This window comes from Methanomassiliicoccus sp., assembly GCA_012719175.1.
Taxonomy (GTDB): domain Archaea; phylum Thermoplasmatota; class Thermoplasmata; order Methanomassiliicoccales; family Methanomassiliicoccaceae; genus UBA6.
The window spans coordinates 22,985-46,075 of sequence record JAAYAX010000011.1 but is presented as its reverse complement, the minus strand read 5'-3'; the positions used below and the strand labels follow the sequence as shown (position 1 = coordinate 46,075).

Below are 23,091 nucleotides of genomic sequence, written 5' to 3'. Positions count from 1 at the left end.
AATGGCAAAGCAAGGAGAGATTCACAGGGTGGCCGGACCGGTCGTTACTGCAGTCGGTATCTCCCCAAGGATGTACGATGTCATGCAGGTAGGTCAGGAAGGCCTCATGGGAGAGGTCATCAAGATCGCCGGTGACAAGACCGTCATCCAGGTTTACGAGGAGACGTCTGGCCTGAAACCCGGGGAGAAGGTCGTGGACACTGGGCAGCCCCTTGTGGCCGAGCTCGGGCCAGGCCTGCTTGGTAGTGTTTATGATGGTATTCAGAGGCCGCTGCCTGTGTTGATGTCCTCAATGGGCAACTTCATCAAGAGGGGTGTCAGCGCGGCGGGTCTCGATCACAAGAAGAAGTGGGCTTTCGAGCCTACCGCCAAAAAGGGTGACATGGTATCACCTGGATCGGTCCTCGGTACTGTCAAGGAGGGCTACATGGTCCACAAGATCCTGGTCCCCCATGGAGTTTCGGGCAAGATCGATCAGCTCAACGACGGTTCCTTCACGGTCGATGAGTCCATCGGCATGGTGGGAGGCAAGGACATTAGGATGTTGCAGAACTGGCCGGTCCGAAGGGGAAGGCCGTTCGGCAAGAAGCTCCTTCCGGATATCCCTCTTATTACAGGTCAAAGGGTGCTCGACACCATGTTCCCGATCCCCAAGGGCGGCACGGGAGCGATCCCTGGTGCGTTCGGCACCGGAAAGACGGTCACACAGCAGCAGCTTGCGAAGTGGTCCGATGCAGAGATCGTCGTCTACATCGGTTGCGGTGAGCGTGGCAATGAGATGACCGAGGTTCTGGCGACCTTCCCCGAGCTCGAGGATCCCAAGACGGGAGAGCCTCTCATGCAGAGGACGGTCCTTATCGCCAATACCTCCAATATGCCTGTCGCGGCCCGTGAGTGTTCCGTTTACACAGGTATGACCATTGCCGAGTACTACAGGGACATGGGATACAACGTTTCCCTGATGGCCGACTCCACCTCTCGGTGGGCCGAGGCCATGAGAGAGATCTCCTCAAGGCTGGAAGAGATGCCCGGTGAGGAAGGTTACCCTGCGTACCTGTCGGCGAGGCTCTCTGAGTTCTACGAGCGTGCCGGCCGTGTGCAGAACCCCAATGGCACCATGGGATCGGTCTCCGTCGTGGGAGCGGTCTCTCCGCCTGGTGGAGACCTGTCCGAGCCTGTCACACAGAACACCCTGCGTATCGTCAGGGTCTTCTGGGCGCTGGACTCCAAGCTCCGTGAGCGCAGGCACTTCCCGGCCATCAACTGGCTTACCTCCTACTCTCTATACACATCCAATCTGGATGCGTGGTATCGGGCCAACGTGGCCCAGGACTTCCCCGCCCTGCGCAACTGGGCCATGGAGGTCCTGCAGAAGGAGTCCGAACTTCAGGAGATCGTGCAACTGGTCGGTTCTGATGCATTGCCAGACGAGCAGAAGATGACCTTGGAGATCGCCAGGATGATCCGTGAGATCTTCCTGCAGCAGAACGCCTACCACAAGGTCGATACCTACTGCCCCATGAACCGGCAGTACACTTACATGAAGCTGATCAAGAAGTTCTCTGAACTGTCCACCAAGGCCGTGGAGAACGACGTGGCCGTGGATGCCATCGTGGGACTTCCTGTCAGGAACAGACTGGCCAAGTCCAAGTTCGAGGACACCATCGACCAAGAACTAGAGGAGATCGCCAAAGAGATGCCAAATCAGTTCGAGGCCCTGGGGGAGAAGAAATGAGCATCGTATCTAAGGAATACCGTACAATCTCACAGATCGCGGGCCCGCTCGTCTTCGTCGAGAAGACCGAACCGGTCGGATACAACGAGCTGGCCACCGTGACCATGCCCGACGGGACCCAGAAGAGGGGGCAGGTGCTGGACACCTCAGATAAGTATGTGGTCATTCAAGTGTTCGAAGGCACCTCGGGCATCGAGAAGGCGGCAGGTGTCCGCTTCCTTGGCGAGACCATGCGTATGCCCGTGTCCCAGGACATGCTCGGCAGGATCCTCAACGGAGCCGGTGACCCCATCGATGGAGGTCCCGCTATTACTCCCGAGGACAGGCTGGACATCAACGGAGCGGCCATCAACCCGTGGGCTCGAGCCGAGCCCAAGGAGTTCATCCAGACCGGTATCTCCACCATCGACGGCATGAACACCCTGGTCCGTGGACAGAAGCTTCCGATCTTCTCTGGTTCCGGTCTGCCCCACAACGACATCGCCCTGCAGATCGCCAGGCAGGCCAAGGTGCGCGGTTCCAACGAGGAGTTCGCCGTGGTTTTCGCTGCCATGGGCATCACTGCTGAAGAGGCGCAGTACTTCATGGCCGACTTCGAGAGGACCGGTGCGCTGAAGCGTGCTGTCGTCTTCATGAACCTCGCTGACGACCCCGCCATCGAGAGGATCATCACACCTCGTCTGGCCCTGACCACCGCGGAATACCTGGCCTTCGAGCTCAACATGCACGTGCTGGTCATTCTCACTGATATTACAAACTACTGTGAAGCGCTGAGACAGATCGGCGCGGCCCGTGAGGAAGTGCCCGGTCGCCGTGGCTATCCAGGGTACATGTACACCGACCTTGCCTCCCTCTACGAGAGGGCTGGACGCATCAAGGGAAAGAGCGGTTCCATCACTCAGATCCCCATCCTGACCATGCCCGGTGATGATATCACCCATCCCATCCCTGATCTCACCGGTTACATCACCGAGGGTCAGATCGTGGCCTCCAGGGAACTGAACAGAGCGGGTATATCCCCACCCATCAACGTGGGCGCCTCTCTGTCCAGGCTGATGAACGCCGGTATCGGTCCGGGCCTCACCAGAGAGGACCACAAGGCCGTCTCCGACCAATGCTATGCCGCCTACGCGGAAGGCAGGGACCTGCGTGGTCTGGTGGCCATCGTCGGTAAGGACGCATTGTCCGAGAGGGACCGTAAGTTCCTGGACTTCGCCGATGCCTTTGAGAACAGGTTCGTCAGGCAGGGCTCCGATGAGGACAGGGAGATCGAGACCACCCTTGAAATCGCATGGGACCTTCTAGCCGCCATCCCCGAGAACCAGCTCTCCAGGATCGACCGGAAGTACATCGAGAAGTACCACCCCGCCCACAGAAAGAGTGCGTGAAGATATGGCAGCGCGTGAGGTAAAGCCAACTCGGTCCGAACTGCTCGAGGTCAAGAAGAGGATCAAGCTCACCAAATCGGGCTACAAGATCCTGAAGATGAAGAGGGACGGCCTCATCATCGAGTTCTTCAAGATCCTCGAGCAGGCCAAGGAGGTCCGCATGAAGATCACCAAGGACTATGAGCTGGCTATGGGCAAGATCGCCACGGCTAACGCTGTGGACGGTACCATTGCCGTCAAATCCGCGGCCTTCGCCCTCCGCCTGCACCCCGAGATCACCCTCCGCTCCAAGAACATCATGGGCCTGGTGGTCCCGGAGATCGAGACCAACTCCATAAAGAGCACCATCGATCAGCGTGGCTACGGTGTCATCGGCACCTCCACTCACATCGATGATGCCACCGCGGCGTTCGAGAGCCTGGTGGAGACCCTTGTGCAGGCGGCCGAGATCGAGACGACGATGAAGAAGCTACTGGACGAGATCGAGAAGACCAAGCGGCGTGTCAACGCGCTGGAGTACAAGGTCATTCCCGAGCTCGAAGCTGCCGAGTCCTTCATCGAGCTGCGTCTTGAGGAGATGGAACGCGAGAACACTTTCCGGCTGAAGCGTATCAAGGACAAGGCAGGGGCCAGGGAAGTTGAAACCGCTTCGTGAACATTTTGACTGGAAGGACCCCAAGGTCCGGGGACGGACCTTCAAGCTCTTCTGGCTCATTTCTTTATTTATGCTAGTTCTAGGATATTTGCTGATCGTCGTGTTCCTGTTCCTCACCGGCTGATCGCCGGTGAAGGCAGCGGATTGTTCATTGGATCGAACGATACCGCTCTCTACAATGATGGCATGGTGAAAGGCCTGCGGATTTAACTATCCGGGGGAAGCAGTAGGCGTCCGATCGCTCATCCGCTCAGGTAAAATCGACCATACGTGTATCTCCCGTCCCCAGGTGGGTTATCGGCATCTGGGCCGGGATGGGATTGAAATTGTGCATCCTTTGAAAGGCGGTCTGCGATTGCCAGGTGGAGGCGCAGATGAGCTTCACCCCTCGGTACTCGCTGATGCCGGCCCCATGAACGTGTCCGCTGACGAAGATGTCGGGCACCTCATCTATGACCAGGAAATCCTCCTTCTCCGGGGCCAGGGGCGTCTTCCCGCCGTAAATGGGCGCCATGTGGCGGCGCTTCAGCATCTCCACCATGCCCTGAAGAGGGTTGTTGTAGTTCAGGCCCTGAACATTGCCGATCCAGTCATCCAGGCTCCTGCCGTGATATGAGAGGATCTTTCGCCCCTCGATCTCCAGATAGCAGGGGTTCCCCACGAAGGTGATGGCCGAATCGAACAACTTGGTCAGGTCCTTGGGGAAGGTAGGCTGGGGCTCGGCCGGACGAACAGCGTCATGGTTCCCCGGCTGCACTATTATGCGGATCCCGTCAGGCACCTGCTTGAGGTGGTCGGCCAGAGACTCATACTGGGCGAAGATGTCATCGATCTCCAGCTCGTCCTCCTGCCCTGGAAAGATACCTATCCCGTCGACGACATCGCCCGGAACGATGAGGTACTGGACCTCATCCCGTCCCTCGGTGCGGAGCCAATCGATCATTCGCTCCCACGGCTTGTGGAGGAAGGTGTTGGAACCGATATGCACATCCGATAGGAAGGCCACGGAGGACCAGGAGTCGGTAGGGCGCATCCCCTTCCTAAGGGGCAGGTCCGGTCGGATAAGCTCGTTCATGACCACCAGATCGCCTTTCGTGCTGGTCTTCCCCACGATGCCTATGACCTCATCGGGCACGATGCACTCCTGCGCCATGGGACTGTCCTTCAGTATCAGCACGGGGCAGCGTCCCTCCTCGTCCTCGACCTCTATGAGCCTGTGGCCGTTCTTGGTGACACGGACCTCGTTCACCATCGCCACCATCTTGACCTCCCGGTCGAACTTGGTGGCCTTGGACACTGGCAGGCATCCCACCAGCTCCCTGCGCTGGGCCAGCATCTTCTTTATCTTCTTGAAGCGGTCGTTGAAGTAGCGGGCGAAATCGATTATGTTGCCCTCGCAGGTCGAGTTGCCAGTGATGTCCCTGAGAATGCGAACGTCCCCGTCGCTGCGAGCCGGGGGGGCGGGTGCGCTCTGCCTGATCTCCTCCAATGCTTCCGGCACCATCCTGGTCACCTGCACATCGGAATACGGCCGCAGGTCGTTCACCGTTAGTACCAGTGGCTGCTGCTCCATGGAGGACAGCGCTGTGCGGACGAAGTTGAGGGGATCGGACCTGGAGAGCACCATCTCGGCCGCTTCCGGTTCCAGAAGGATACCCTCATTGGCCAATGTGTCTAGGATGCGGTCCCTCATGATAGGACCACAATGATGACAGGGCTATTTAGTACCAATTCTTTTTTACGACATGGTCCATTAATCGAGCATGGTCCACATCATTGCGCGAACACCATGCTATCCTACCGAAGACCGGGAGAAGGTACACAAAGCTCTCCTCAACATATTCCCTGAGGGCCAGGTCGAGGAGGCGGATGAGGGGTTAATGTCGAGCGGTGATAGCGGAGAGCACCTCAGGCAGATGATATTGGACGAGCACATCCGGGATACCGCCCGCTCGGTCATGCTGCGCGGGATGATGGACGGACGGACCACCTTCCGCCTCAATAAGCAGGTGGCCTACGTGGGAAAGCTCTCCTTCCAAGAGGGCTCCTCCCCTCTGGGGAACATCGAGGTAATGGTGGAGGATGAGGACATCAAGGCCGTCATCGACCATCTCGCCGAGAGCACGGTGGAGGGAGCAGAGTGATCGCAGCCTCCTCTCCGTCGTTCACCGCCATCCCGTTCCCTCAAGCGCTGGAGTCCATCTCCGAGGAGTTCCAGGCCTGGGAGATCGTGGCCGAGGGAGGTCACGAGCTACGCAGGATCGAGAAGCAGTTCCTGGAACTGGCTCCGTCGACCGGCCTACGGTTCTCTGTCCATGCTCCCATGAGCGACATCAACATCGGCTCCCTGAACCCCCGGATGAGGGAAGCCTCGCTTAAGGAGCTGATGACCGGCCTGGGGGCCTGCCATCGACTGGGGATCGACACCTACACCGTCCACCCTGCCTTCCTCACTCCCCTCGGCTTCGTGAGCAGGGACAAGGTGAGGGAGGCTGCCAGGGATTCCCTGGAGAGACTTGACCGCATATCCGGGAACCTAGGCGTCAAGATCGCGTTGGAGAACATGCCGCGGATGTACGCGTCCACAGGTACCACGCCTCAGGAGCTCACCGAATTGATCGAGGGCACAGGCCTGGGCATATGCCTGGACATCGGGCACGCGCACACCATGGGGCTGGTGAAGGAGTTCCTCAAGCTCAAGAAGAGGATAATCAACCTGCATGTCCACGACAACAGAGGAGAGTTCGACGAGCACCTCCCCATCGGGGATGGCACCGTTGACTTCCCTCAGGTGATCAAGGGCTTGAAGGGATACAGAGGTCGTTATGTCATCGAGTCCCGCAACCTGCCCGACGCGGTCATCGGCAGGGACCGCCTGAAAGCTCTCCTGAACGGCCACTAACCCCTGTTACCGCATTTTAGGCAGGTCAGCTCCCCATCGACGTAAGTGGCCTCCCTGTTGCCGCAGCTCTTGCAAACATATCCGATGGCGGTGGGGTCCCGAGGGACCTGCTGAGGAGGGGGAATAGGGGCGGGGGGTTGACCATACCCCACTCCCTGGGGGTAGTATGGAGGGTAGTGCTGAGGCATTGGTGCGGTCGGCAGCGGCCTTTCCCAAGGTATGTCCGGCCATATCCTTCTTCCTAAGATCCAACCCAAACCCTTGGAGGCGTAAAGCAGCATGTACAGCAGGCCCACCCCTACCCACACCAGTATGGCCAGGCCGAGGAGCATGGTGATCTCGTAGTTGTCCGGGAACACGCTCAGGGGGACGCTCATAAAGTCGATGCCGAAGTGCATGAGGATGGAGGCGTACACTCCCAGCTTGAGGAACAGGTATGCGAAGGCCAATCCCGCCACGGCCGCCGGTAAGATCTTGTACAGGTCCCACGAGAAGATATGGGCCGCCCCGAACATCAGGCTGGAGAACACCATGAGGAACGCCTCCTTCTTCCCGATGGCGAAGCCCCCTCCGAGGAGGTAGTTGCTTACCTTCCTCATCTTGAGGTCCGGGTTCTTGGTCCTGCGCACTAGGTCGATGAGCAGCAGAGGGACGCCTATGAGTAGTATGCGTGACGCCACCTCCTCCCATACCGAGGCGTGGGCGAATCCGAAGAGGGTCTGCCACAGTTCCCTTGTGGAGAAGGAGGGAGTGGTGGGATCTATGCCTACCACCCCTACGATCAGGTAGTACACGACGTTGAAGGAGACGATGGCCATGAGCACTGTGCCGATCACGTACACCGGGCTGTGCCCCTGCGCCGGGTAATCGATCTTGAGCTCGCTCACCAGCGGCTTCGCGCTCTTGACCACGGCCCATACCAGCGAGGCGCCTATGGCCGCTACCAGCAGGACATAGTAGATGAAGAACGGCCAACCGCCGAGCTCGGCGAAGTTGACGATGTAGGGCGTGATTATGAAGAGGTAGATGTGCCTGTCCATGTGGGGATAGACCTGCCCGATGCCCCATATGGCTATGAGCACGTTCACAGCCATCAGGACCAGCAGGGCGATGGTGGCGTAGGTGCCTATGCCCATGCCCAGGTCGCGGATGGTGGTGTCCTTGACGGGCTGATACGGCGGGTACTGCGGGTGCACGGGCGTAAAGGAGTAGGGTGTTACCGCCTGTCCGCATTTGTGACAAAAGTTAGCACCAGCTTCCAACTGACCTCCGCAACGAACACACGACGAAGGCTTGGCCGGACCCGCTGGCCCCATCCCATCTGGTCCCATGCCCGTTCAATGAACGCCTTTCTATTTCTATCTGTCGCGGTAATTCAGGAAGTAGATTACGGACCGCCAGACCAGAAAAGCCTGGGTGCAGGGAAAACATTTATTTCGCAGCTAGGGCCCTTTAGTCCCATATAAAGGTGCGAAAATGAGCGACGGATCAAGTGAGCGCAATGTCCAGTTCGAAGTGGTCGATTCCCACCGGATATCTTTCGGCAAGAACAATTTCATCGAGGTCGCGCGGAAGAGGGCCGTCAGCGAAAGCGGTAGCACGGAGTTCATATCCCTGAGCCGCGGCTTCACCATGAAGGACGGCTCCGATCGGTACAAGTCTTCCATCAGCATACCGGATGATGAGGAGATCAGGAAGTTCCTGTCCGAGAAGCTCATGGACATCTGATCAGGCACGTTTTTCTAAAAGCAGCTCCAGGTAGGACCGCCTTTCCGTCCTCTCCAGCCCCAGAGCCTTCATGGCCTCTTGGAGCATGGACCTCCCCACGTCCAAGGGCAGGTCCTGGACCTCCAGCTCCACGAACCCCCCCAGCCCGGAGACCGTGTCCAGGGACACACCCACCTGGCCCAGGCGGTACGATCGCCTGACCTTCTCCACCGTGGCCACAGGGGTGAATCCCAGGCGCTGAAGTATGAGGTCCATGGACCGGGGATCGGGCACGGGGGTGCTAAGCTCCTCCCTGGTCTTGGTGAGCTTGTCGATCTTGGGTCCCTTGTAATAGAGGACCACCCCATCTCCCTCTCTGCGCAGCCGCAGCCCCTCGTCGGTGGAGGCAAAATCCCGGCAGGGATGACCGAGGTAGCGGTCCTCCTGCGACACCTCTCCCTCGAAACTACCCCCCTGAGAAATGAGACGCTCCTCGACAGGCCCGATATTCTCCACCGGGCACTTAACCTCTATCTCCAGCATAGGCATCCCTTATGCCTACCCAGATATTAAGGAAGTTGCATTTCTATTTCGTTATAATTATCATTCTGTAAATTCAATTTTATGAAGTATACATATTTATAGACTCGATAAGTGTTTGACACTCCGCACCCGGTTCGGGGCCGGTGGTGAAGTTATGAGAGGTCTTAACGATTTCGAGTTCATCGGCCGAGCGGCGGTTCGGCCCGGTTCTAAGAGCGATAGTTCTGTAGGTTCTAGGATAATTCATAAGCGCAAGGGATGGACCCGCAAGGGCGTATCCGACATCATCGGCAACCTGTTGATCTTGGCCATCACTGTGACCTTGTTCAGCAGCATCCTCATGTACGTCTCATCAATGCCCGGACCGGCGGAGAAGGTTTACTCCGATTTCACCTCCACCCTCGATATCAACACCGATCATTACTATGTGAACATCACCCACCAGGGCGGTGAGGTCCTCGAGGACTACAAGACCGCAATATACCTCTTCATTGACAACACCCCGATGTCCTTGGAAATAGGGGATGGAATTGCCAGCGCCACGTCCTGGGACACCGGTGTGACCTGGTCCTATCTCAACAACACCGTTCTCACCTCCACCACCAGCATCAGCGTGATGATCGTGGACACCGCGGCCAACACCGTGGTCTACACCGCGCCCCTGCAGGGAGGAGCCCAGGCGGCCATGACCAAGCCCATCATCGGCAACAGGGGCATGACCCCCACGCCGGTCTATGATGGCAACTCCGTACGCTTCTACGCTCAGATCAGCGACCCCTACGGTAACCTTGATGAGAACAGCGTTTTCCTCAACGGTTCCTCCGTAGGGCTTTCCTCATCGATCCAGCTTACCTATGACAGCGGCCTCAACCAGTTCGTCTCCGGTTACTACACTGCGAAGATGGCCTGGGATGGCTCTACCGTCCTCGTGTCCGCCACCGACAACTCCGGCCAGAAGGCCCAGGAGGGGTTCACGGTGAGGGTGTACTCCAACCCCTCTGGAGGATACGGCCCGTATTCTAATTACCTTGGTTACCTGACCAACGGTACCTACCCCCCAGACGCTAGCGGGGGCGAGGCCGGCGGAGAGACGGGGATAACATTCTACTACATCAAGAGGACCTCCGACGGGACCATCACCAGGAACTTCAATCCTGGCGAGGGCGTGACCATCGAGCTGTGGAGCGATACCCTGGCGAACGTGGCCGGACAGAACACCGTCTTCATCTACCATCCTCTGATGGGCCTTACTCCGATAACTCCGCAGTCATCGATCAATGCCTTCAGCATTGGGAGCACGTTCTCCACGTTCAGGCAGTTCGTGTATAACTTCAGCGCACCCTCGGACGCTTACAGATACACGCTCCAGATAATCGTGAAGGACAATCAGGGACTTTCCGTCAACCTCGCTGACTACATCGCCGTTGGTGGGATGACCTACCCCTCTCTGGAGACCTATGTGGCCGAGGGCAGCTCCCTTGTCAAGGCTACCAGGTTCAACCACACCGACGAGCTATACCTGATAATCAAGGTGAAGGACACCGACCGGTACACGGATACCGTCTACATCAGCGGCATCGAGATCGATGATTACACTGGTAGCTACGTGATAATGAAATCTCCTACCGCGGTGCCCACCGCTGGATCGCCATTATCGTACAGCGCACCCCTGTACTCCATGTATAAGACCAATGGGGCATCTGTCGCGGGCATAGGCAATGGGACCAGTAATCTCGGTTATTACACCATTAAGATCGTCCTCAAGGACGCCAACCAGGGCTGGTGGCTGCCCAATACAAACTTCTACACCCTGAAGATAACCACGTTCACCGACTCCGGCAACAGCGGAACTACCACCGGAGAATCGTACAGCCAGCTCAGCTGCCAGTTCGAGGTCACGGCTCCGCTCACCACCTCTGATGTGGCCGCCGCCATAGGGTCCGGCTCCTTCACCTGGAGCTCCTCGGGGGCCACATGGTCGGACAACGCCATCTCGTGGTTCGAGGGCGGAGACCAGTGGAACGAGAGGGTCATAGATCCCGATCCCAGCAGCGGGCCCCTGGGCCTGACGCTGGCGGACCTGACCGGAGACGGCAGGAACGACCTTGTGGTCGGTGCTCAGGACACCAGCCTGGCCAACCTGTTCTGGTACGAGAACGAGAAGAACGACGGCACCGAATGGTCCAGCGCCAGACCCATATCGTACCCCTTCGACGCATACTCGGGCACGCAGACCGCATACAATTCCAACAAGGGTAACGCCAATGAGGACGCCACAGTGTGGTCCACCGCCGTGTCCACGGACAGGTTCTATGATGGATACTCTACGAACAATGAGATGTGCGCCGCCCTCACCGTGGCCGACTTCAACAACGATGGCCGCGCCGACGTGGTGGCCAGCTTCATCCATGTGGTCGTATACACCACTGCCACCAGCACAGGCTCCGCCGATTACGAGAACAGCTGGGGCATGTACTTCAACCGCGGCGTGTACGTCTTCTGGAACGACGGCAGCTCCAGCTGGACCAAGACCGTGCTCTACAGCACCGACGCTTGGATCGCCGGGGACGCTGCGAACAAGGACACCAATCCTGCCGCTGCCGACCTGGACGTCGCAGACTTCAACATGGACGGATACAATGATGTCGTGGCCGTTTATGAGGATGGCACCACCAAGGTGTGGCTCAACCAGTGGGTGTCCCAGAGCTCCTACTCCGGCGCCTTCAGCACCTCCAATTCCCTCAGGACACTGCCCAGCGTGACCGGAAATGCACCGTGGTCCCATACTCAGATACTTCCCAAGGTCGAGGCCGAGGACATGAACGGCGACGGCATTCCAGATGTGGTGAGGACCAGCACCCTGTCCACCGACAACTCCGTGTACATCATCTACACTCAGCTGGCCAGCGCATCGGTGCCTATTGACTCCCCCAATCAGATGGGAGCCCTGGATGTTAACTTCACAGCTACAGTGGTAGGTCCGATCTCCAACTTAGCGTCCACGAACACGGTCTACCAGGCGTTGACGGAGGTGGACGTCCTTTACCCCACCTACTCCTCGACGGGCCTCAAGAACATACTGTTCGACACCACGGGCTCTTCACTAAGCAACAGCAAGTACGATGATGAGGTGTTCTATGATGTCCCCAAGGGCACGACCATGCAGCTGTACAGCTACTACCTGGACGTGTCCAACCTAACTACAGCCATCGCGGGTTCCAGAATCAATGTGCAGTTCCACGTGGACAGCGGATTCAACACCTCGAACTTCATAGAGTACTCCCTGGACGGCGGGGTGACATGGTCCAACACCACCATCAAACCGCTGAGCAGCGACCTCACGGCCAGGACAGCCACCTTCGACATTACCAGTGCGGGCGCGGACACATACAGCAACATCACCACGAAGCTGCAGATACGCTTCGTGAACCCCGCCAGCAGCCTCCAGACGGTACACTTCGACTACGTCTGGGTAGATGTGGACTTCGTGGCCACGCAGGCCGTTGGCTGGATCTACAGGATACCCAATCAGCCAGCTGCCTACCAGACGCTCAGCATCGTGGGGCATGTCAGCGGTGCGGAAGGGTTCCAGATATCCTACTCGCCGGACAACGAGACCTACTTCCCCATCGGGCAGATGACCTCCCTTACAGACACCACTCTGAGCGCGAACCTGTCCTACACTCCCAACAGCTACTACTACATACGCGTCACCGACCTTGACCGGGCGGTCACGGACGTGGTGAAGAGCACCCTGTACCTGGACAAGGTCACGATCGCCCACAACTCCCCGACCGTTCAGTGGACCGTGGCGGCCTCCAAGGTCTGGACCTCGCCCACTTACTACATCTCGGCGTTGACCGTGGGGGACATGAAGAGGCAGCAGGGGGTCTACACCGCCAATGAGCCCAACGACATCGTGGTGGCGACCGGCGGGGACATGACCTCCAACTCCAAGCTGTACATCATCATGCAGTCGTCCTACGGATCTTTCTCCGCGCAAGCACTGACCACCTCCAAGCTGGCCATCATGTGCCCCAGCTCCGGCAACTACGAGATACACGGCGTGGAGCTGGGCGACCTTGACGGGGACCAGGACCTTGACATAATCCTCGTGGTGGGTGCCAAGATCGGCAGGCAGCCGGGGGCCGGACCCACAATGTGGGAGTACGTGAACAACCAGATGTCCGCCGGTGCCTGGAGGTTCACCGAGAACCCCATAAGCTCTGTGGCCTCCAAGGGCGAATCGGTCATCAACGTGACCACAGGGAACATTGACCTCGCGATCTTCCTACCGGTGTTCGGCACGGTGGCCATCGTGGCCTCCAGCCAGGTGCTGAACAGGTGGAGATCGAGGAGAAGGTAGGGTATCCGGAGGAACCTTGCTGGACGTGGTGGTCACCGGAGCGGGGCCGGCGGGAGCCCGCTCGGCAGCCCTATGCGCCAGGGCGGGACTGCGCACCCTTCTGGTGGAGCGGGATCCCCTCCCCCGGGACAAGTGCTGCGCCGGAGGACTGCTCGAGCGCGCGGCCTCTCTCCTCGATGATCCCCTCCCTGAAACGGTCATTGAGAGGGAGATCAGCACCGTCAGCGTGGTCCATACCTCGTTCCGGGAGGAGTTTTCGCTGCCAAAACGGGCAGCGGTGACCGTCCGGCGGTCCGCGTTCGACGCCTATCTCGTGGACAGGGCGGTGAAGGCGGGGGCGGAGTTATGGACGCCTTCCCGCATCTCCAAGTTACGTGAGGATGCGGAGAGCGTGGAACTGACCATCGACGGCCGAATGGTCAGTACCAAAGCCCTCATCATCGCTGAGGGCGCCACCAGCCGCACCGCATCATCTTTGTTCGGCCTCTATCCCGGCAGCGACCAGGGCATCGGGATCTCCATGACCTGCCAGCTGGAGCGGGATCCCGGCGGTCACATGGAGTTCCACTTTCTGGACACTCCCCTTGCCCGCTTCCCCTTCACCTTCAAATTCCCCCTCAACGGTTGGATGTTCGCCACTCGCGGTGGTGCGAACATTGGCGTGGTGGGCAAGGACCTTTCCGCCGTCATCTACCGCAGGGGGATGGAGCACATGCGAAAGGTCGTGGAGGAGCGCTACGGCGCCACGTCCGAAGCCCACGTCTCCGCCCACCCCATACCAATGAGGATGAGAAACCCGCTGCACACCCGCAGATGCCTCCTGGTGGGGGACGCCGCGGGGCTGACGAGCCCCATGTCCGGGGAGGGCATGACCAACGCCCTGAAGAGCGCTTCCCTGGCCTCGTCGGCGGTGGAGGGAATGGTAAGCGGAACTTCCACCTTGAAAAGATACCAGAGGGACGTGCAGGCAGAGATCTTGCCCATCCTGCGGGCGTCACGATTCATCTCGCCCGCGGCCCAGTGGCTCATCGGGGTCGTGGACACCCCCACCCTGGTGAAAAAGATGCATGGTGATCCCGAGCTGGTATCCACCAGCCTCAGGATCTCCCGGGGTGAGGAAGGATGGGAATCGCTGCTTCGCCTAGTGGCGCGCCGCTTTCCCTACCTGTTCTTCTCCTCGCTTACCTAGGCCCACACGGACAGGAAACGCCATCCCGCGTAGGCCATGCCGACCAGGGCCACCAGGAGGACGTACCTCGATCGACCGGTTCTCAGGAAGGTGTACGAGGCCACCGCTCCCAGGAGGGGGAAGACGATCACGTCGGTCAGCTGTTGGAACAGGGCGAGAGGCGTCAGGGATGTTAGGAGGATCAGTGCCGAGACCACCTTTTTTCCGCGCTCCAGGCCCAGCTGCGTGTACACGGTCTGGACCCGCCCCCTCTTGTCCTCCTCATAACCATCTATGTCCGTGACCATGGAGCCCACCACCAGACCGATGAACATGTACATGCCCAGGAGGACCGCCTGCATGGTGAGAGAGGGCATCACCGGGACCCAGCTGTCTGGGTATACCAGTTCCGGATCGCCCTGGTACAGTCGCACGGCGCTCAAAGGGGTCAAGTGACCGTACAGGAAGGCGAGGAATGTGCCCATCCCCAGGAGCAGCGGGCTGAGGATGCGCTCCTTGAACCTCACGGGAGGGAAGGAGTACACGTAGGACAGTGAGTATATGACCATCAGGATGGCTACGTGCCACCACGACAGCAGAGCGGCCACCATCAGGGACATGGCCAAGAGCACTACCGACATTTGCGCGAGCTCCCCCCTCCCCACCAATCCGGAGGCCAAGGCCCTTCCGGACTTGCCCGGGAGGTCCCCCGCCTGGTCGCTGAGGTCGTTCCACATGGTGCTCACCAGCCACGCCAGCATGGCGCTTACCAACGAGAGAATGACGAACCCCACGTTCACCCAGTATGGCCTTTCCAGGATGTTCGTCACGTACACGCTCCCGGCGTAGGAGGACCAACCGCTGGCGATCCCCGCGGCCACTATGCCCATGAACATGAGGGTCTGCGCCGGCCGCAGGCTCAGGCCGATCTGCCGGAATATCTTGGGATTGTTCAGGTACAGGAGGGACCCCATGATCCCCAGTAGGAGGATGAGGTAGTAGGAAAAGATGAACAGGTGGAGCTGATGGTACCTGGTGACATCGTAGCTGGGGAACACCGGTACCCCGTTGATCGCCCCCACCGGCATGTACGCCCCGGGGGTCGCCATGATGAACAGGGATACGAGGGTGAAGATCACGAGGAGGGCCATCTCCACGGTCATCAGGACCCTCCCCTCCACGGAGCCGAACCTGGACCTCTTCACCCATAGACCGTACCCAAGAACGACGGCCACCACCGCAATGATCTCGATGGCCTGACCAGGATGGAACGTGGAGCCGCTGAAGTGCATGATGTAGTTGATGAAGTCCGCAGGAGAGAAGTACGCATAGTTCTCGCTGGAACCGAAGATGAAGTGATCCAGGTAGGGTGGGAGTATTATCACCCAGAAGAAACAGGCCACGAAGTTAACGGCTCGCCGAACGCCCCTGCGGGTGAACGCCGCTAGCAGCAGCACCAGGCCGAAGAAGGTCAGGAAGTAGAAGGCCACGTGGTGCGCTATACTGTATATCCAGGGGTGCGGCTCGATGACGAAGATATGGTCCAGCAGGTAGTACTCGGATATGTCCCTGACAAGGGCCACCAGGAGGATGTACAAGAACACCCCGATGATGGACAGCCGGTCCCGCTCCAAGAAAAGGACCAGGCGGTCCACGGCTTCTCCCCATCTTCCCTTCGGGGGAACCCCATCCTGCATGAGCTGGCATTGTACGGTAATTATTTAATGAGAGTGTCCTGGTTCGCAGGACCACCATCCTCCAGGGCTCGCGCCACGCCATCCAGGCGTTCGCACTCTATGATCGCGAGTACCCGGGAGTACTTGCCTCCGAGCCGCCGCAGGGTGTTGGCCATGTGCACCTCACGTGCCCGCTCCAGCTCCCTGAACCCTCGGGCCTTGTTGACCCTGGCGTCCCAGCTGCGGGCGAAGGCATCAGGGCTGGACAGGTCGAAGGTCTTCCCCGTAGCCCGACGTGCGAAGTAGGACTCCCTTATCATGTCCCGGGTGCGCACCTTCTGGCAGTAGGTCTCGGTGTACAGCTCCTCGTTCATGTCAATGGGGATTATGGGCGTCCCCTTCTCTTCCGATATCTCCAGCGCGCGGACGTACGCCGGCGGAGGTATGCGGACCTCGCCGAAGCTCTCCAGGAACGCCTGGTAAATTATCTCGAGGTCGCTGGGCTCATACTTGTCATAGTCCTCACGGCGGTGCAGACCCTCCAGGTCCTCCCGTGATATGGATATGGCGATGACGTCAGGGCGCATCTCATCGAAAATACGGGACACGGTCTCCTCCTCGCTGACAAGCCCCTTAACGACGGGCAGAAGGGTGATGTCCGCCGCCTCAATCCTTATGTTTCGCATCGTTCTCCCTTTCCCCCACCAGATCATACAGGATGCAAGCCTCGGTGATCTTCCGGAGCTCGTCCTTGCCCACGATGGGAGTACCTCCGATGCTATGCTTGCTGCGGGACCTTTCGATGAAGATGACCGAGCTGCGTTCGGTCACCTTGGATATGTCGGATACGGCCATGGCCTTTTCCTTTAGCTTGCCGTCATCCCTCCCCAGTCCTGTGAGTATGATGATATGTCTATCCTTGCTCAACGCCTCGAAGGGGCAGCGGGTGACGGGCAGGATGGAGAACCCCATGCGGTTCAGCTGCTGGAAGACCTCCGTGCCGAAGATGTCCGAGGCTGGTGGCGTCTTTTCCTTCTCCTTAGGCTTGGAGGGAGCACAGTGCTGGAAAGGGTTCACCGGCAGGACGATGGGTTGCTTGAGGAACTCCTCCAGGCGGATCGCGACATCTATCATCGCCCCCATCCCGTTCTCGTACATCTGTATCGTTCGGCGCGAGACTCCAGCTATCTCTGCCAGGGTTCCCAGGGATATGCTCCTCTCCTCCCTCAGCCTTTTCATCATGTCGCTGTCCAGCTTGACGTAGAGCCCCCCGGGGGCGGCGAAGATGAACGGAGGCACACCCTCCAAGAGATGGTCGGAGAGCGTGGTGAGGGAGATGATGGGCACCCCGAACCTGGAGTAGACGATGCTCTCGTCTATATCCCCCGAACCGGAGCGTTCGCCCACCAGCAGCGGGGAGGCCCCCAGGGCCTCGCCCAAGGTCAGCATCTCCTCGGCATTGTCCTTGGAGAAGGCATCGACATTGCTGAGTATCTTGATGATCAGGAGGGTATCGTCGCGCCTTGCGACCACATCAAAGCTGATGCCCCTCATGGCCAGAGGTCGGGAGACGAAGAAACCGGACTTGGCCAGTACAGAGCGTACAGCCTCGATCAACTCATCTCTCTGCACGACCATCTATACACGTGAACTTCTATATGAGCATTTTCCAAGGAAAAAGAGTATGGCCAGTGAAGCTGAACTGGGTAAAAAAATGAAGGAAAGGTAAGAGGTTTCCGCACCCTTATCCGTCGATCTTGACAGTTCGCCCTCGCCTCTTCGGGGCCACCTTGTTCAAGATGACCTCCAGCACGCCGTTCTTGTACGACGCCGAGGTGGAATCGGGGTCCACTGCCGCCGGCAGCTCCAGTTGCTTGGAGAACTTGCGGTCCTCGCGGTCCACGGAGATGTCCAGGAGGTTATCCTCAACATTGAGCTGGATATCCTCCTTGTCCACGCCCGGCAGCTCCACGATGACGCGGATGCGCTCCTTCTCCTCGATGATGTCGGTCAGCGGCTCCCGGACACCCTCCACCTGGACGCTGTCAGGCGCGGTGTTGCCGAACTCGCTGATGTGCGGTTTCCCGTCCGGTCCCATACGCATGGAGAACCCGTAGACGATGGGCTGGGTCACACTGGGGTCGATCTTCCCGCTGAGGAACCCATCCATGAGGGCGTCCATCCGTTGCCGCATCTCCTCGAACTCCTCATCGAAGTTGCCGAAGAGGTCGTCCCAGGAAGTCCGGCGTCCTTTCTTCTTGTCGTCAGCCATTTTCATCACCTCACGTAAACGTAATCTTCCCTGATCCGCGGCAGCTTCCCCAGGTCGGTCCTGGACATGGGCTTGACCTTTTCCAGCGCCTGGAGGAAGAAGGTCATGGATATCTTGTGTTCCTTGATTTCCTCGGGAGACATCTCCTTGCCCTTGGCAACCAGGGACCTGATGGTCAGCATGACCGCCTCGTTGGTGAGGGCGGCCAGGTCGGCTCCCGTGTAGCCATCGGTCTTCTTTGCCAGCTCCTCCAGGTCAACGTCCTTGGCCAAGGGCTTCTGGGCCGTGTGGATGCGGAGGATCTGCCTCCTGCCCTCGAGGTCGGGCGCAGGTATGCTGACCAGGCGATCGAAGCGGCCGGGACGCAGCAGTGCCGGGTCCAGCATGTCAGGGCGGTTGGTGGCTGCGATGACGACCACGTTATGGAGGCTCTGCAGCCCGTCGATCTCGGTGAGCATCTGAGAGATGACCCTCTCAGTGACATGGCTGTCAGCCTCCCCGCCCCTGACGGGAGCTATGGAATCTATCTCATCCATGAAGATGATGCAGGGAGCGGCCTGCCGGGCCTTGCGGAACGTTTCCCGTACGGCCTTCTCGGATTCGCCCACCCACTTGCTCAGGAACTCCGGCCCCTTCACGTTGATGAAGTTGGCCTGGGACTCGGTGGCGACCGCCTTCGCCAGGAGGGTCTTCCCCGTTCCCGGCGGACCGTACAGCAGCACGCCCTTGGGCGGGGTGGCGCTCATATGTTCGAACACTGCCGCGTACTTCAGCGGCCACTCCACGGCCTCCTGCAGCTCCCTCTTGGCATCCTGCAGGCCGCCGATCTCGTCCCACTTGACGTTGGGTGTCTCTACGAACACCTCCCTGAGGCTGGAAGGCTGCATCTCGCGCAGTGCGGCCACGAAGTCCTCCCTGGAGACGGTGAGCTTGTTGAGTATCTCCATGGGGATGGACTCCAGCTCCAGGTCCAGCTCGGGGAGGATCTGGCGCAGGGAATGCATCGCCGCCTCCTTGGTGAGGGCGGAGAGGTCCGCACCCACATACCCGTGGGTGAGGTCGGCCAGCTTCTCCAGGTCTACGTCCTTCTCCAGAGGCATGCCCCGAGTGTGGATCTGCAGTATGTCCAGACGCCCCTCGCGGTTGGGCGGGTTGATCTCGATCTCCCGATCGAACCGTCCCGGCCTGCGGATGGCCGGGTCCAGGGCGTTGGGCCTGTTGGTGGCGCCGATGACCACGACCTTGCCGCGTGCCTCCAGCCCGTCCATGAGGGACAGCAGCTGGGCCACGACCCTGCGCTCGGTCTCACCGGTGACCTCTTCACGCTTCGGCGCTATGGAATCGATCTCATCGATGAATATGATGGTCGGAGCGTTCTCCTGGGCCTGCTTGAATATCTCCCGCAGGCGTTCCTCGCTCTCACCGTAGAACTTGGACATTATCTCCGGACCGCCGATGGTCACGAAATTGGCGCTGGTCTCGCCGGCGACAGCCTTGGCCAGGAGGGTCTTGCCTGTACCTGGAGGGCCGTGGAGCAGGACCCCCTTGGGGGCCTCCACACCCAGCCTCTCGAAGAGCTCGGGGTGCCTGAGGGGCAGCTCTATCATCTCCCTGACCCTCTTGACCTCCTCTCCCAGCCCACCGATGTCCTCGTATGTGACCTTGGGGATGTTGGATGTGCCTTCCTTCACAGGCTTCTCGCTGATCTTGACCTCGGTGGTCCGGTGGACCAGGACCGCATCCGAGGTGGGGGTGAAGGACACCACTATGAGGTCGATCTTGCGCCCCATGACGTTGATCTGGATGACATCGCCCCGGGTGACCGCCCTTCCCTCCAGGCTCTGGCTGAGGAACTCCTCCCCACCCATGATGCGCAGCGTCTCGGTAGGAGCGAATTGGATCTTGCGGGCCTCCTTTACATTGACCTTCCTGATGGCGACCTTCTCGTCGATGCTGGCCTGGGCATTGCGACGGATGGTGCCGTCGATCCTTATGACGCCGCGGTTGGCATCCTCGGGATACCCTGGCCAGACGATGGCCACCGTCCGCTTCTTGCCCTCGATCTGGATGACATCGCCGGCCGTTATCCCCAATATCTCCATTACAGCAGGATCGACGCGAGCGATACCGCGCTCAGCGTCCTTGGATTTGGCCTCGGCGACCTTCAATACTTTCTCCGATGACTCCATTCCTTTCACCATCCCATATCTAATTCCTTGAACTTGTTCATCTAATGTGCGCTCCACACATCCCATGTGACTGGTTGCATCTCGCAACCGCTCGCATACACACTGGGGCCTGACCATGCGTGGGCGTTCTTCTCGGGGCCGTCCAGCGGCTTCCATCGCCGCTTCGGGACCGGCGTGCGCTCCCTCTCGGGTACATCGGGGTTCATCGTGCCTCCAACTAAGTAGACAACTACACGTTGTCTAGTAGATGTACATGATTGCACTTCTATATATATTTTACCCTTATCTGCGCTCGTACTCCCTAAGCTTCTCCCTCGCCCTGGCCTCCAGCTCGTGGAGCTCAGCCCGGACCTTGGGTATGTCCTGCCTGACCTGCCCCATGACGTCAGAGGCCAGGCGCTTCATCTCCTCGGTGCTGCCCTTGGTCTCCTGAGATATGTTGCTCACGAGCTCCTTGGAGCTTTTCTCCATGGCGTTCATGGTCTTGTCCAGCATATGGCCTGCCTCCTTGGCCATGCTGATCATCTGCTCCACGTACTTCTCCACCATCTTTTTCGGGTCCACGTTGTCGCTCATATCAATCCTCCAGCCACTGCCTCAGATATCGTTCGATGGCCTCGTCCTGCAAGGATAGCTCCCTAAGGATCAGCTCGGGATCGAGGTCCGTGCGGTTTATGAAATCGTACATTGCCTTACGGAGCCGGTAATCTGGCTGCTCGGCCATGAGGTGAGCGACCTCGTCCATGGTCCTCTCTTTCTCCTCTATGAGCTCCTCCCTCTTCTTCTGCAGAGCAAGCAAGTTATGGTCGATCTCGGCCATCCTCTCCCTGAGCTCTCTTATCCTGGTCTCCGTCTCCTCCTCGCTATCGACCGCCTCCTCGGCGGCCAAGGCCACGTGCTCCCTCTTCACCAGCTTGGCATTGAATATGTTGGGGCCCACGTCGACCACGATCGTGAAGTTGACCGCGGGATAGTACTTGTGCCGCATCGGGCCCCCCAGGTCGCTCTCCTCCCGGTACCTCTTCACCAGGCCCTGCGCCTCCAGCACCTTGAGGTGCTTGATGACCGCCTGCTGGGTCATCCCCAGCTCCTTGGAGAGCTGTAGGGGGTAGTGTGGCTCTCGTACCAGGGCCTCAAGTATCCTTCTGCGCGCGGGGTTCTCGATAACGGAGAGGAGGGCGTCAAGCTCCACCATTCTTCTCACCTCATTACTTATTAACTTCAGGTTAACAACTTCATATTATCGTTCTATGGTAAATAAGCTGTCCCCAAAACAGCCAACTGACGGAACGATCCCCTTGGCCCACTGGCCGGGCAGGACGACCTTCAAACCTGGTCCCTTCTCTTCTCACATGATGAGAACTAAGTGCCTAGGGCGGGGGTCCCCGGTGCTTGGAAAGGATTAATACCCCGGGGAGTTTCTGCCAGATACATGCCCGGGGAGCTGGTCAAGGACAGCGTCATCATCAAGGACCCCACGGAAGCGAGCCAGATCTACAATAAGGGGTTCTACGGCTATCCGTTATCAGGCGGCGGGCTGGAGATGGACCTGATGGAGGCCATCTACCTCGTGGAGAGCGCCCGACTGGAGGTGGTCATGGACGACGAGCCCATCTCCCTGGAGCGGCTGGTGGCATCGGCCTCCTCCGCCCACCGGGACTTTGAGATAAAGTACATCGTCTACCGCGACCTCCGCTCCCGGGGCTATCTGGTGAAGCCTGCGGGCGATGAGTTCGACTTCCGGGTGTTCCCCCGCGGAGGGACGCCCAACAGCAGCCACACCAAGAACTGGGTCTCCGCCATATCCGAACGCTCGGTGTTCAAGATCGCTCCCTTCATGGAGGGTATGAAGCGCTCGGAGCGGACGAGGAAGGAGCTGCTGATAGCTATAGTTGACGAGGAAGGGGACATAACATACTATCATGCCGACCGCAGCGAGCCCAAGGGTGTGGCCGACACGTCCTGGGAAGGGCCGGCGGTCAGGGCGGCTATGCTCGAGGACCGGGTCATGATATTCGACGAGGGCCCCGCCCAGCGCGTCTACGACCATGGCTTCTTCGGAAAGAAGTTGGGTAAGGTGCTGCAGCTCTCCTTGATCGAGGCCGCGTACCTCATGGAGCTGGGACGGCTGGAGGTCTCTACGATTGTCTCCGGAAGGAAGGTCCCCCTGGAAAGGTTCAAGAAGAGGGCGCTGAAGTTCCAGCAGGACTTCGACCTCCGGCTCAGGGCGTACAACGATCTGCGCTCCCGAGGCCTGGTGGTCAAGACAGGCTTCAAGTATGGCTCTCACTTCCGGGTGTACGAGGACGATCCAGAGAGATCGCACGCTCGCTGGCTGGTGCATGCCGTGCCACAGGACTATGAGACCATCTGGCCGGAGATGTCCCGCGCGGTCCGTCTGGCCCACGGGGTCAAGAAGGAGATACTGTTCGCCTGGGTCAAGGAGGACGGCACCGAGTACATGCGCCTTTCCAGGGTCCGACCTTAGAT

At 59.2% G+C, this 23,091-nt stretch carries 20 protein-coding genes; 9 read left to right on the top strand and 11 right to left on the bottom strand.

Features of this window, described 5'->3' with window-relative positions; all coding sequences use genetic code 11:
* Position 1 precedes the first annotated feature (1 nt).
* From GXX95_08000 to GXX95_07990, 3 genes are read left to right on the top strand one after another with little or no spacing between them, the layout of a single operon-like run.
* Entirely contained in the window at positions 2-1,735 is a 1,734-nt protein-coding gene (locus GXX95_08000; protein NLT38084.1) for a V-type ATP synthase subunit A, read from the top strand.
* Positions 1,732-3,123: an ATP synthase subunit B gene (locus GXX95_07995; protein NLT38083.1), complete on the top strand. Its 1,392-nt coding sequence runs from the start codon at positions 1,732-1,734 to the stop codon at positions 3,121-3,123. The genes GXX95_08000 and GXX95_07995 overlap by 4 nt, the downstream gene beginning before the upstream one ends.
* Positions 3,124-3,127: 4 nt before the next feature.
* The gene (locus GXX95_07990) at positions 3,128-3,778 is read left to right on the top strand and encodes a V-type ATP synthase subunit D (GenBank protein NLT38082.1); all 651 of its coding nucleotides are present in this window, start codon (positions 3,128-3,130) and stop codon (positions 3,776-3,778) included.
* Positions 3,779-4,028: 250 nt separating this feature from the next.
* Here GXX95_07990 and GXX95_07985 read toward each other — a convergent pair whose 3' ends face one another.
* Positions 4,029-5,471 (bottom strand): DNA-directed DNA polymerase II small subunit, encoded by a 1,443-nt coding sequence (locus GXX95_07985; protein ID NLT38081.1) that lies wholly within the window; start codon positions 5,469-5,471, stop codon positions 4,029-4,031.
* Between the two features lie 70 nt (positions 5,472-5,541).
* Here GXX95_07985 and GXX95_07980 point away from each other — a divergent pair, with 70 nt between their 5' ends.
* Both GXX95_07980 and GXX95_07975 read left to right on the top strand, forming a co-directional pair.
* Positions 5,542-5,922, top strand: coding sequence for a hypothetical protein (locus GXX95_07980; GenBank protein ID NLT38080.1), 381 nt, complete (start codon positions 5,542-5,544; stop codon positions 5,920-5,922).
* On the top strand, positions 5,919-6,680 hold the full coding sequence (locus GXX95_07975) for a sugar phosphate isomerase/epimerase (GenBank protein ID NLT38079.1): 762 nt from the start codon (positions 5,919-5,921) through the stop codon (positions 6,678-6,680). The genes GXX95_07980 and GXX95_07975 overlap by 4 nt, the downstream gene beginning before the upstream one ends.
* Here GXX95_07975 and GXX95_07970 read toward each other — a convergent pair.
* Positions 6,677-7,942, bottom strand: coding sequence for a CPBP family intramembrane metalloprotease (locus GXX95_07970; GenBank protein ID NLT38078.1), 1,266 nt, complete (start codon positions 7,940-7,942; stop codon positions 6,677-6,679). The two genes, GXX95_07975 and GXX95_07970, sit on opposite strands and share 4 nt — an antisense overlap.
* Positions 7,943-8,156: 214 nt before the next feature.
* On the opposite strand from GXX95_07970, the gene GXX95_07965 reads away from it, so the two are divergent.
* Positions 8,157-8,408, top strand: coding sequence for a hypothetical protein (locus tag GXX95_07965; GenBank protein ID NLT38077.1), 252 nt, complete (start codon positions 8,157-8,159; stop codon positions 8,406-8,408).
* On the opposite strand, the gene cyaB is transcribed toward GXX95_07965, so the two are convergent.
* Positions 8,409-8,936 carry a class IV adenylate cyclase gene (gene cyaB / locus GXX95_07960; GenBank protein ID NLT38076.1) on the bottom strand — a complete coding sequence of 176 codons (528 nt, stop codon included), beginning with the start codon at positions 8,934-8,936 and terminating at the stop codon, positions 8,409-8,411. It abuts the gene before it with no gap.
* Positions 8,937-9,084: 148 nt separating this feature from the next.
* On the opposite strand from cyaB, the gene GXX95_07955 reads away from it, so the two are divergent.
* The gene (locus tag GXX95_07955; GenBank protein ID NLT38075.1) at positions 9,085-13,296 is read left to right on the top strand and encodes a type IV pilin; all 4,212 of its coding nucleotides are present in this window, start codon (positions 9,085-9,087) and stop codon (positions 13,294-13,296) included.
* Positions 13,297-13,312: 16 nt separating this feature from the next.
* Complete coding sequence (locus GXX95_07950; GenBank protein NLT38074.1) at positions 13,313-14,485, top strand: NAD(P)/FAD-dependent oxidoreductase; 1,173 nt, start codon at positions 13,313-13,315, stop codon at positions 14,483-14,485.
* On the opposite strand, the gene GXX95_07945 is transcribed toward GXX95_07950, so the two are convergent.
* From GXX95_07945 to GXX95_07910, 8 genes are all read right to left on the bottom strand, one after another.
* Positions 14,482-16,119 (bottom strand): UbiA family prenyltransferase, encoded by a 1,638-nt coding sequence (locus GXX95_07945; GenBank protein ID NLT38073.1) that lies wholly within the window; start codon positions 16,117-16,119, stop codon positions 14,482-14,484. The genes GXX95_07950 and GXX95_07945 overlap by 4 nt on opposite strands.
* A 62-nt stretch (positions 16,120-16,181) precedes the next feature.
* On the bottom strand, positions 16,182-16,826 hold the full coding sequence (locus GXX95_07940; GenBank protein NLT38072.1) for a hypothetical protein: 645 nt from the start codon (positions 16,824-16,826) through the stop codon (positions 16,182-16,184).
* A complete protein-coding gene (locus GXX95_07935) occupies positions 16,807-17,778 on the bottom strand; it encodes a transcriptional regulator (GenBank protein ID NLT38071.1) in 972 nt (323 codons plus the stop codon). The genes GXX95_07940 and GXX95_07935 overlap by 20 nt, the downstream gene beginning before the upstream one ends.
* Positions 17,779-17,884: 106 nt before the next feature.
* Positions 17,885-18,412: an Hsp20/alpha crystallin family protein gene (locus GXX95_07930; GenBank protein NLT38070.1), complete on the bottom strand. Its 528-nt coding sequence runs from the start codon at positions 18,410-18,412 to the stop codon at positions 17,885-17,887.
* A 5-nt stretch (positions 18,413-18,417) separates the two neighbouring features.
* The gene (locus GXX95_07925) at positions 18,418-20,601 is read right to left on the bottom strand and encodes a CDC48 family AAA ATPase (GenBank protein NLT38069.1); all 2,184 of its coding nucleotides are present in this window, start codon (positions 20,599-20,601) and stop codon (positions 18,418-18,420) included.
* Positions 20,602-20,642: 41 nt separating this feature from the next.
* Positions 20,643-20,807 (bottom strand): hypothetical protein, encoded by a 165-nt coding sequence (locus GXX95_07920; protein ID NLT38068.1) that lies wholly within the window; start codon positions 20,805-20,807, stop codon positions 20,643-20,645.
* 76 nt (positions 20,808-20,883) lie between these two features.
* Positions 20,884-21,177 carry a hypothetical protein gene (locus tag GXX95_07915; GenBank protein NLT38067.1) on the bottom strand — a complete coding sequence of 98 codons (294 nt, stop codon included), beginning with the start codon at positions 21,175-21,177 and terminating at the stop codon, positions 20,884-20,886.
* Position 21,178: 1 nt separating this feature from the next.
* Positions 21,179-21,796, bottom strand: a complete 618-nt coding sequence (locus GXX95_07910) for a helix-turn-helix domain-containing protein (protein NLT38066.1) — start codon at positions 21,794-21,796, stop codon at positions 21,179-21,181.
* 171 nt (positions 21,797-21,967) lie between these two features.
* Between GXX95_07910 and endA the strand changes: the two genes are divergently transcribed.
* Entirely contained in the window at positions 21,968-23,089 is a 1,122-nt protein-coding gene (gene endA / locus GXX95_07905) for a tRNA-intron lyase (GenBank protein ID NLT38065.1), read from the top strand.
* The last annotated feature ends 2 nt before the right edge of the window (positions 23,090-23,091 follow it).

Bases quoted from the DNA above. Each gene is read 5' to 3' on its own strand.
- GXX95_07920 (NLT38068.1), bottom strand. From the start codon at position 20,807: ATGAACCCCGATGTACCCGAGAGGGAGCGCACGCCGGTCCCGAAGCGG.
- GXX95_07955 (NLT38075.1), top strand. From the start codon at position 9,085: ATGAGAGGTCTTAACGATTTCGAGTTCATCGGCCGAGCGGCGGTTCGG.
- GXX95_07995 (NLT38083.1), top strand. From the start codon at position 1,732: ATGAGCATCGTATCTAAGGAATACCGTACAATCTCACAGATCGCGGGC.
- GXX95_07965 (NLT38077.1), top strand. From the start codon at position 8,157: ATGAGCGACGGATCAAGTGAGCGCAATGTCCAGTTCGAAGTGGTCGAT.
- GXX95_07910 (NLT38066.1), bottom strand. From the start codon at position 21,796: ATGGTGGAGCTTGACGCCCTCCTCTCCGTTATCGAGAACCCCGCGCGC.
- cyaB (NLT38076.1), bottom strand. From the start codon at position 8,936: ATGCCTATGCTGGAGATAGAGGTTAAGTGCCCGGTGGAGAATATCGGG.
- GXX95_07915 (NLT38067.1), bottom strand. From the start codon at position 21,177: ATGAGCGACAACGTGGACCCGAAAAAGATGGTGGAGAAGTACGTGGAG.
- GXX95_08000 (NLT38084.1), top strand. From the start codon at position 2: ATGGCAAAGCAAGGAGAGATTCACAGGGTGGCCGGACCGGTCGTTACT.
- GXX95_07985 (NLT38081.1), bottom strand. From the start codon at position 5,471: ATGAGGGACCGCATCCTAGACACATTGGCCAATGAGGGTATCCTTCTG.
- GXX95_07980 (NLT38080.1), top strand. From the start codon at position 5,542: ATGGTCCACATCATTGCGCGAACACCATGCTATCCTACCGAAGACCGG.
- GXX95_07940 (NLT38072.1), bottom strand. From the start codon at position 16,826: ATGCGAAACATAAGGATTGAGGCGGCGGACATCACCCTTCTGCCCGTC.
- GXX95_07930 (NLT38070.1), bottom strand. From the start codon at position 18,412: ATGGCTGACGACAAGAAGAAAGGACGCCGGACTTCCTGGGACGACCTC.
- GXX95_07935 (NLT38071.1), bottom strand. From the start codon at position 17,778: ATGGTCGTGCAGAGAGATGAGTTGATCGAGGCTGTACGCTCTGTACTG.
- GXX95_07925 (NLT38069.1), bottom strand. From the start codon at position 20,601: ATGGAGTCATCGGAGAAAGTATTGAAGGTCGCCGAGGCCAAATCCAAG.
- GXX95_07990 (NLT38082.1), top strand. From the start codon at position 3,128: ATGGCAGCGCGTGAGGTAAAGCCAACTCGGTCCGAACTGCTCGAGGTC.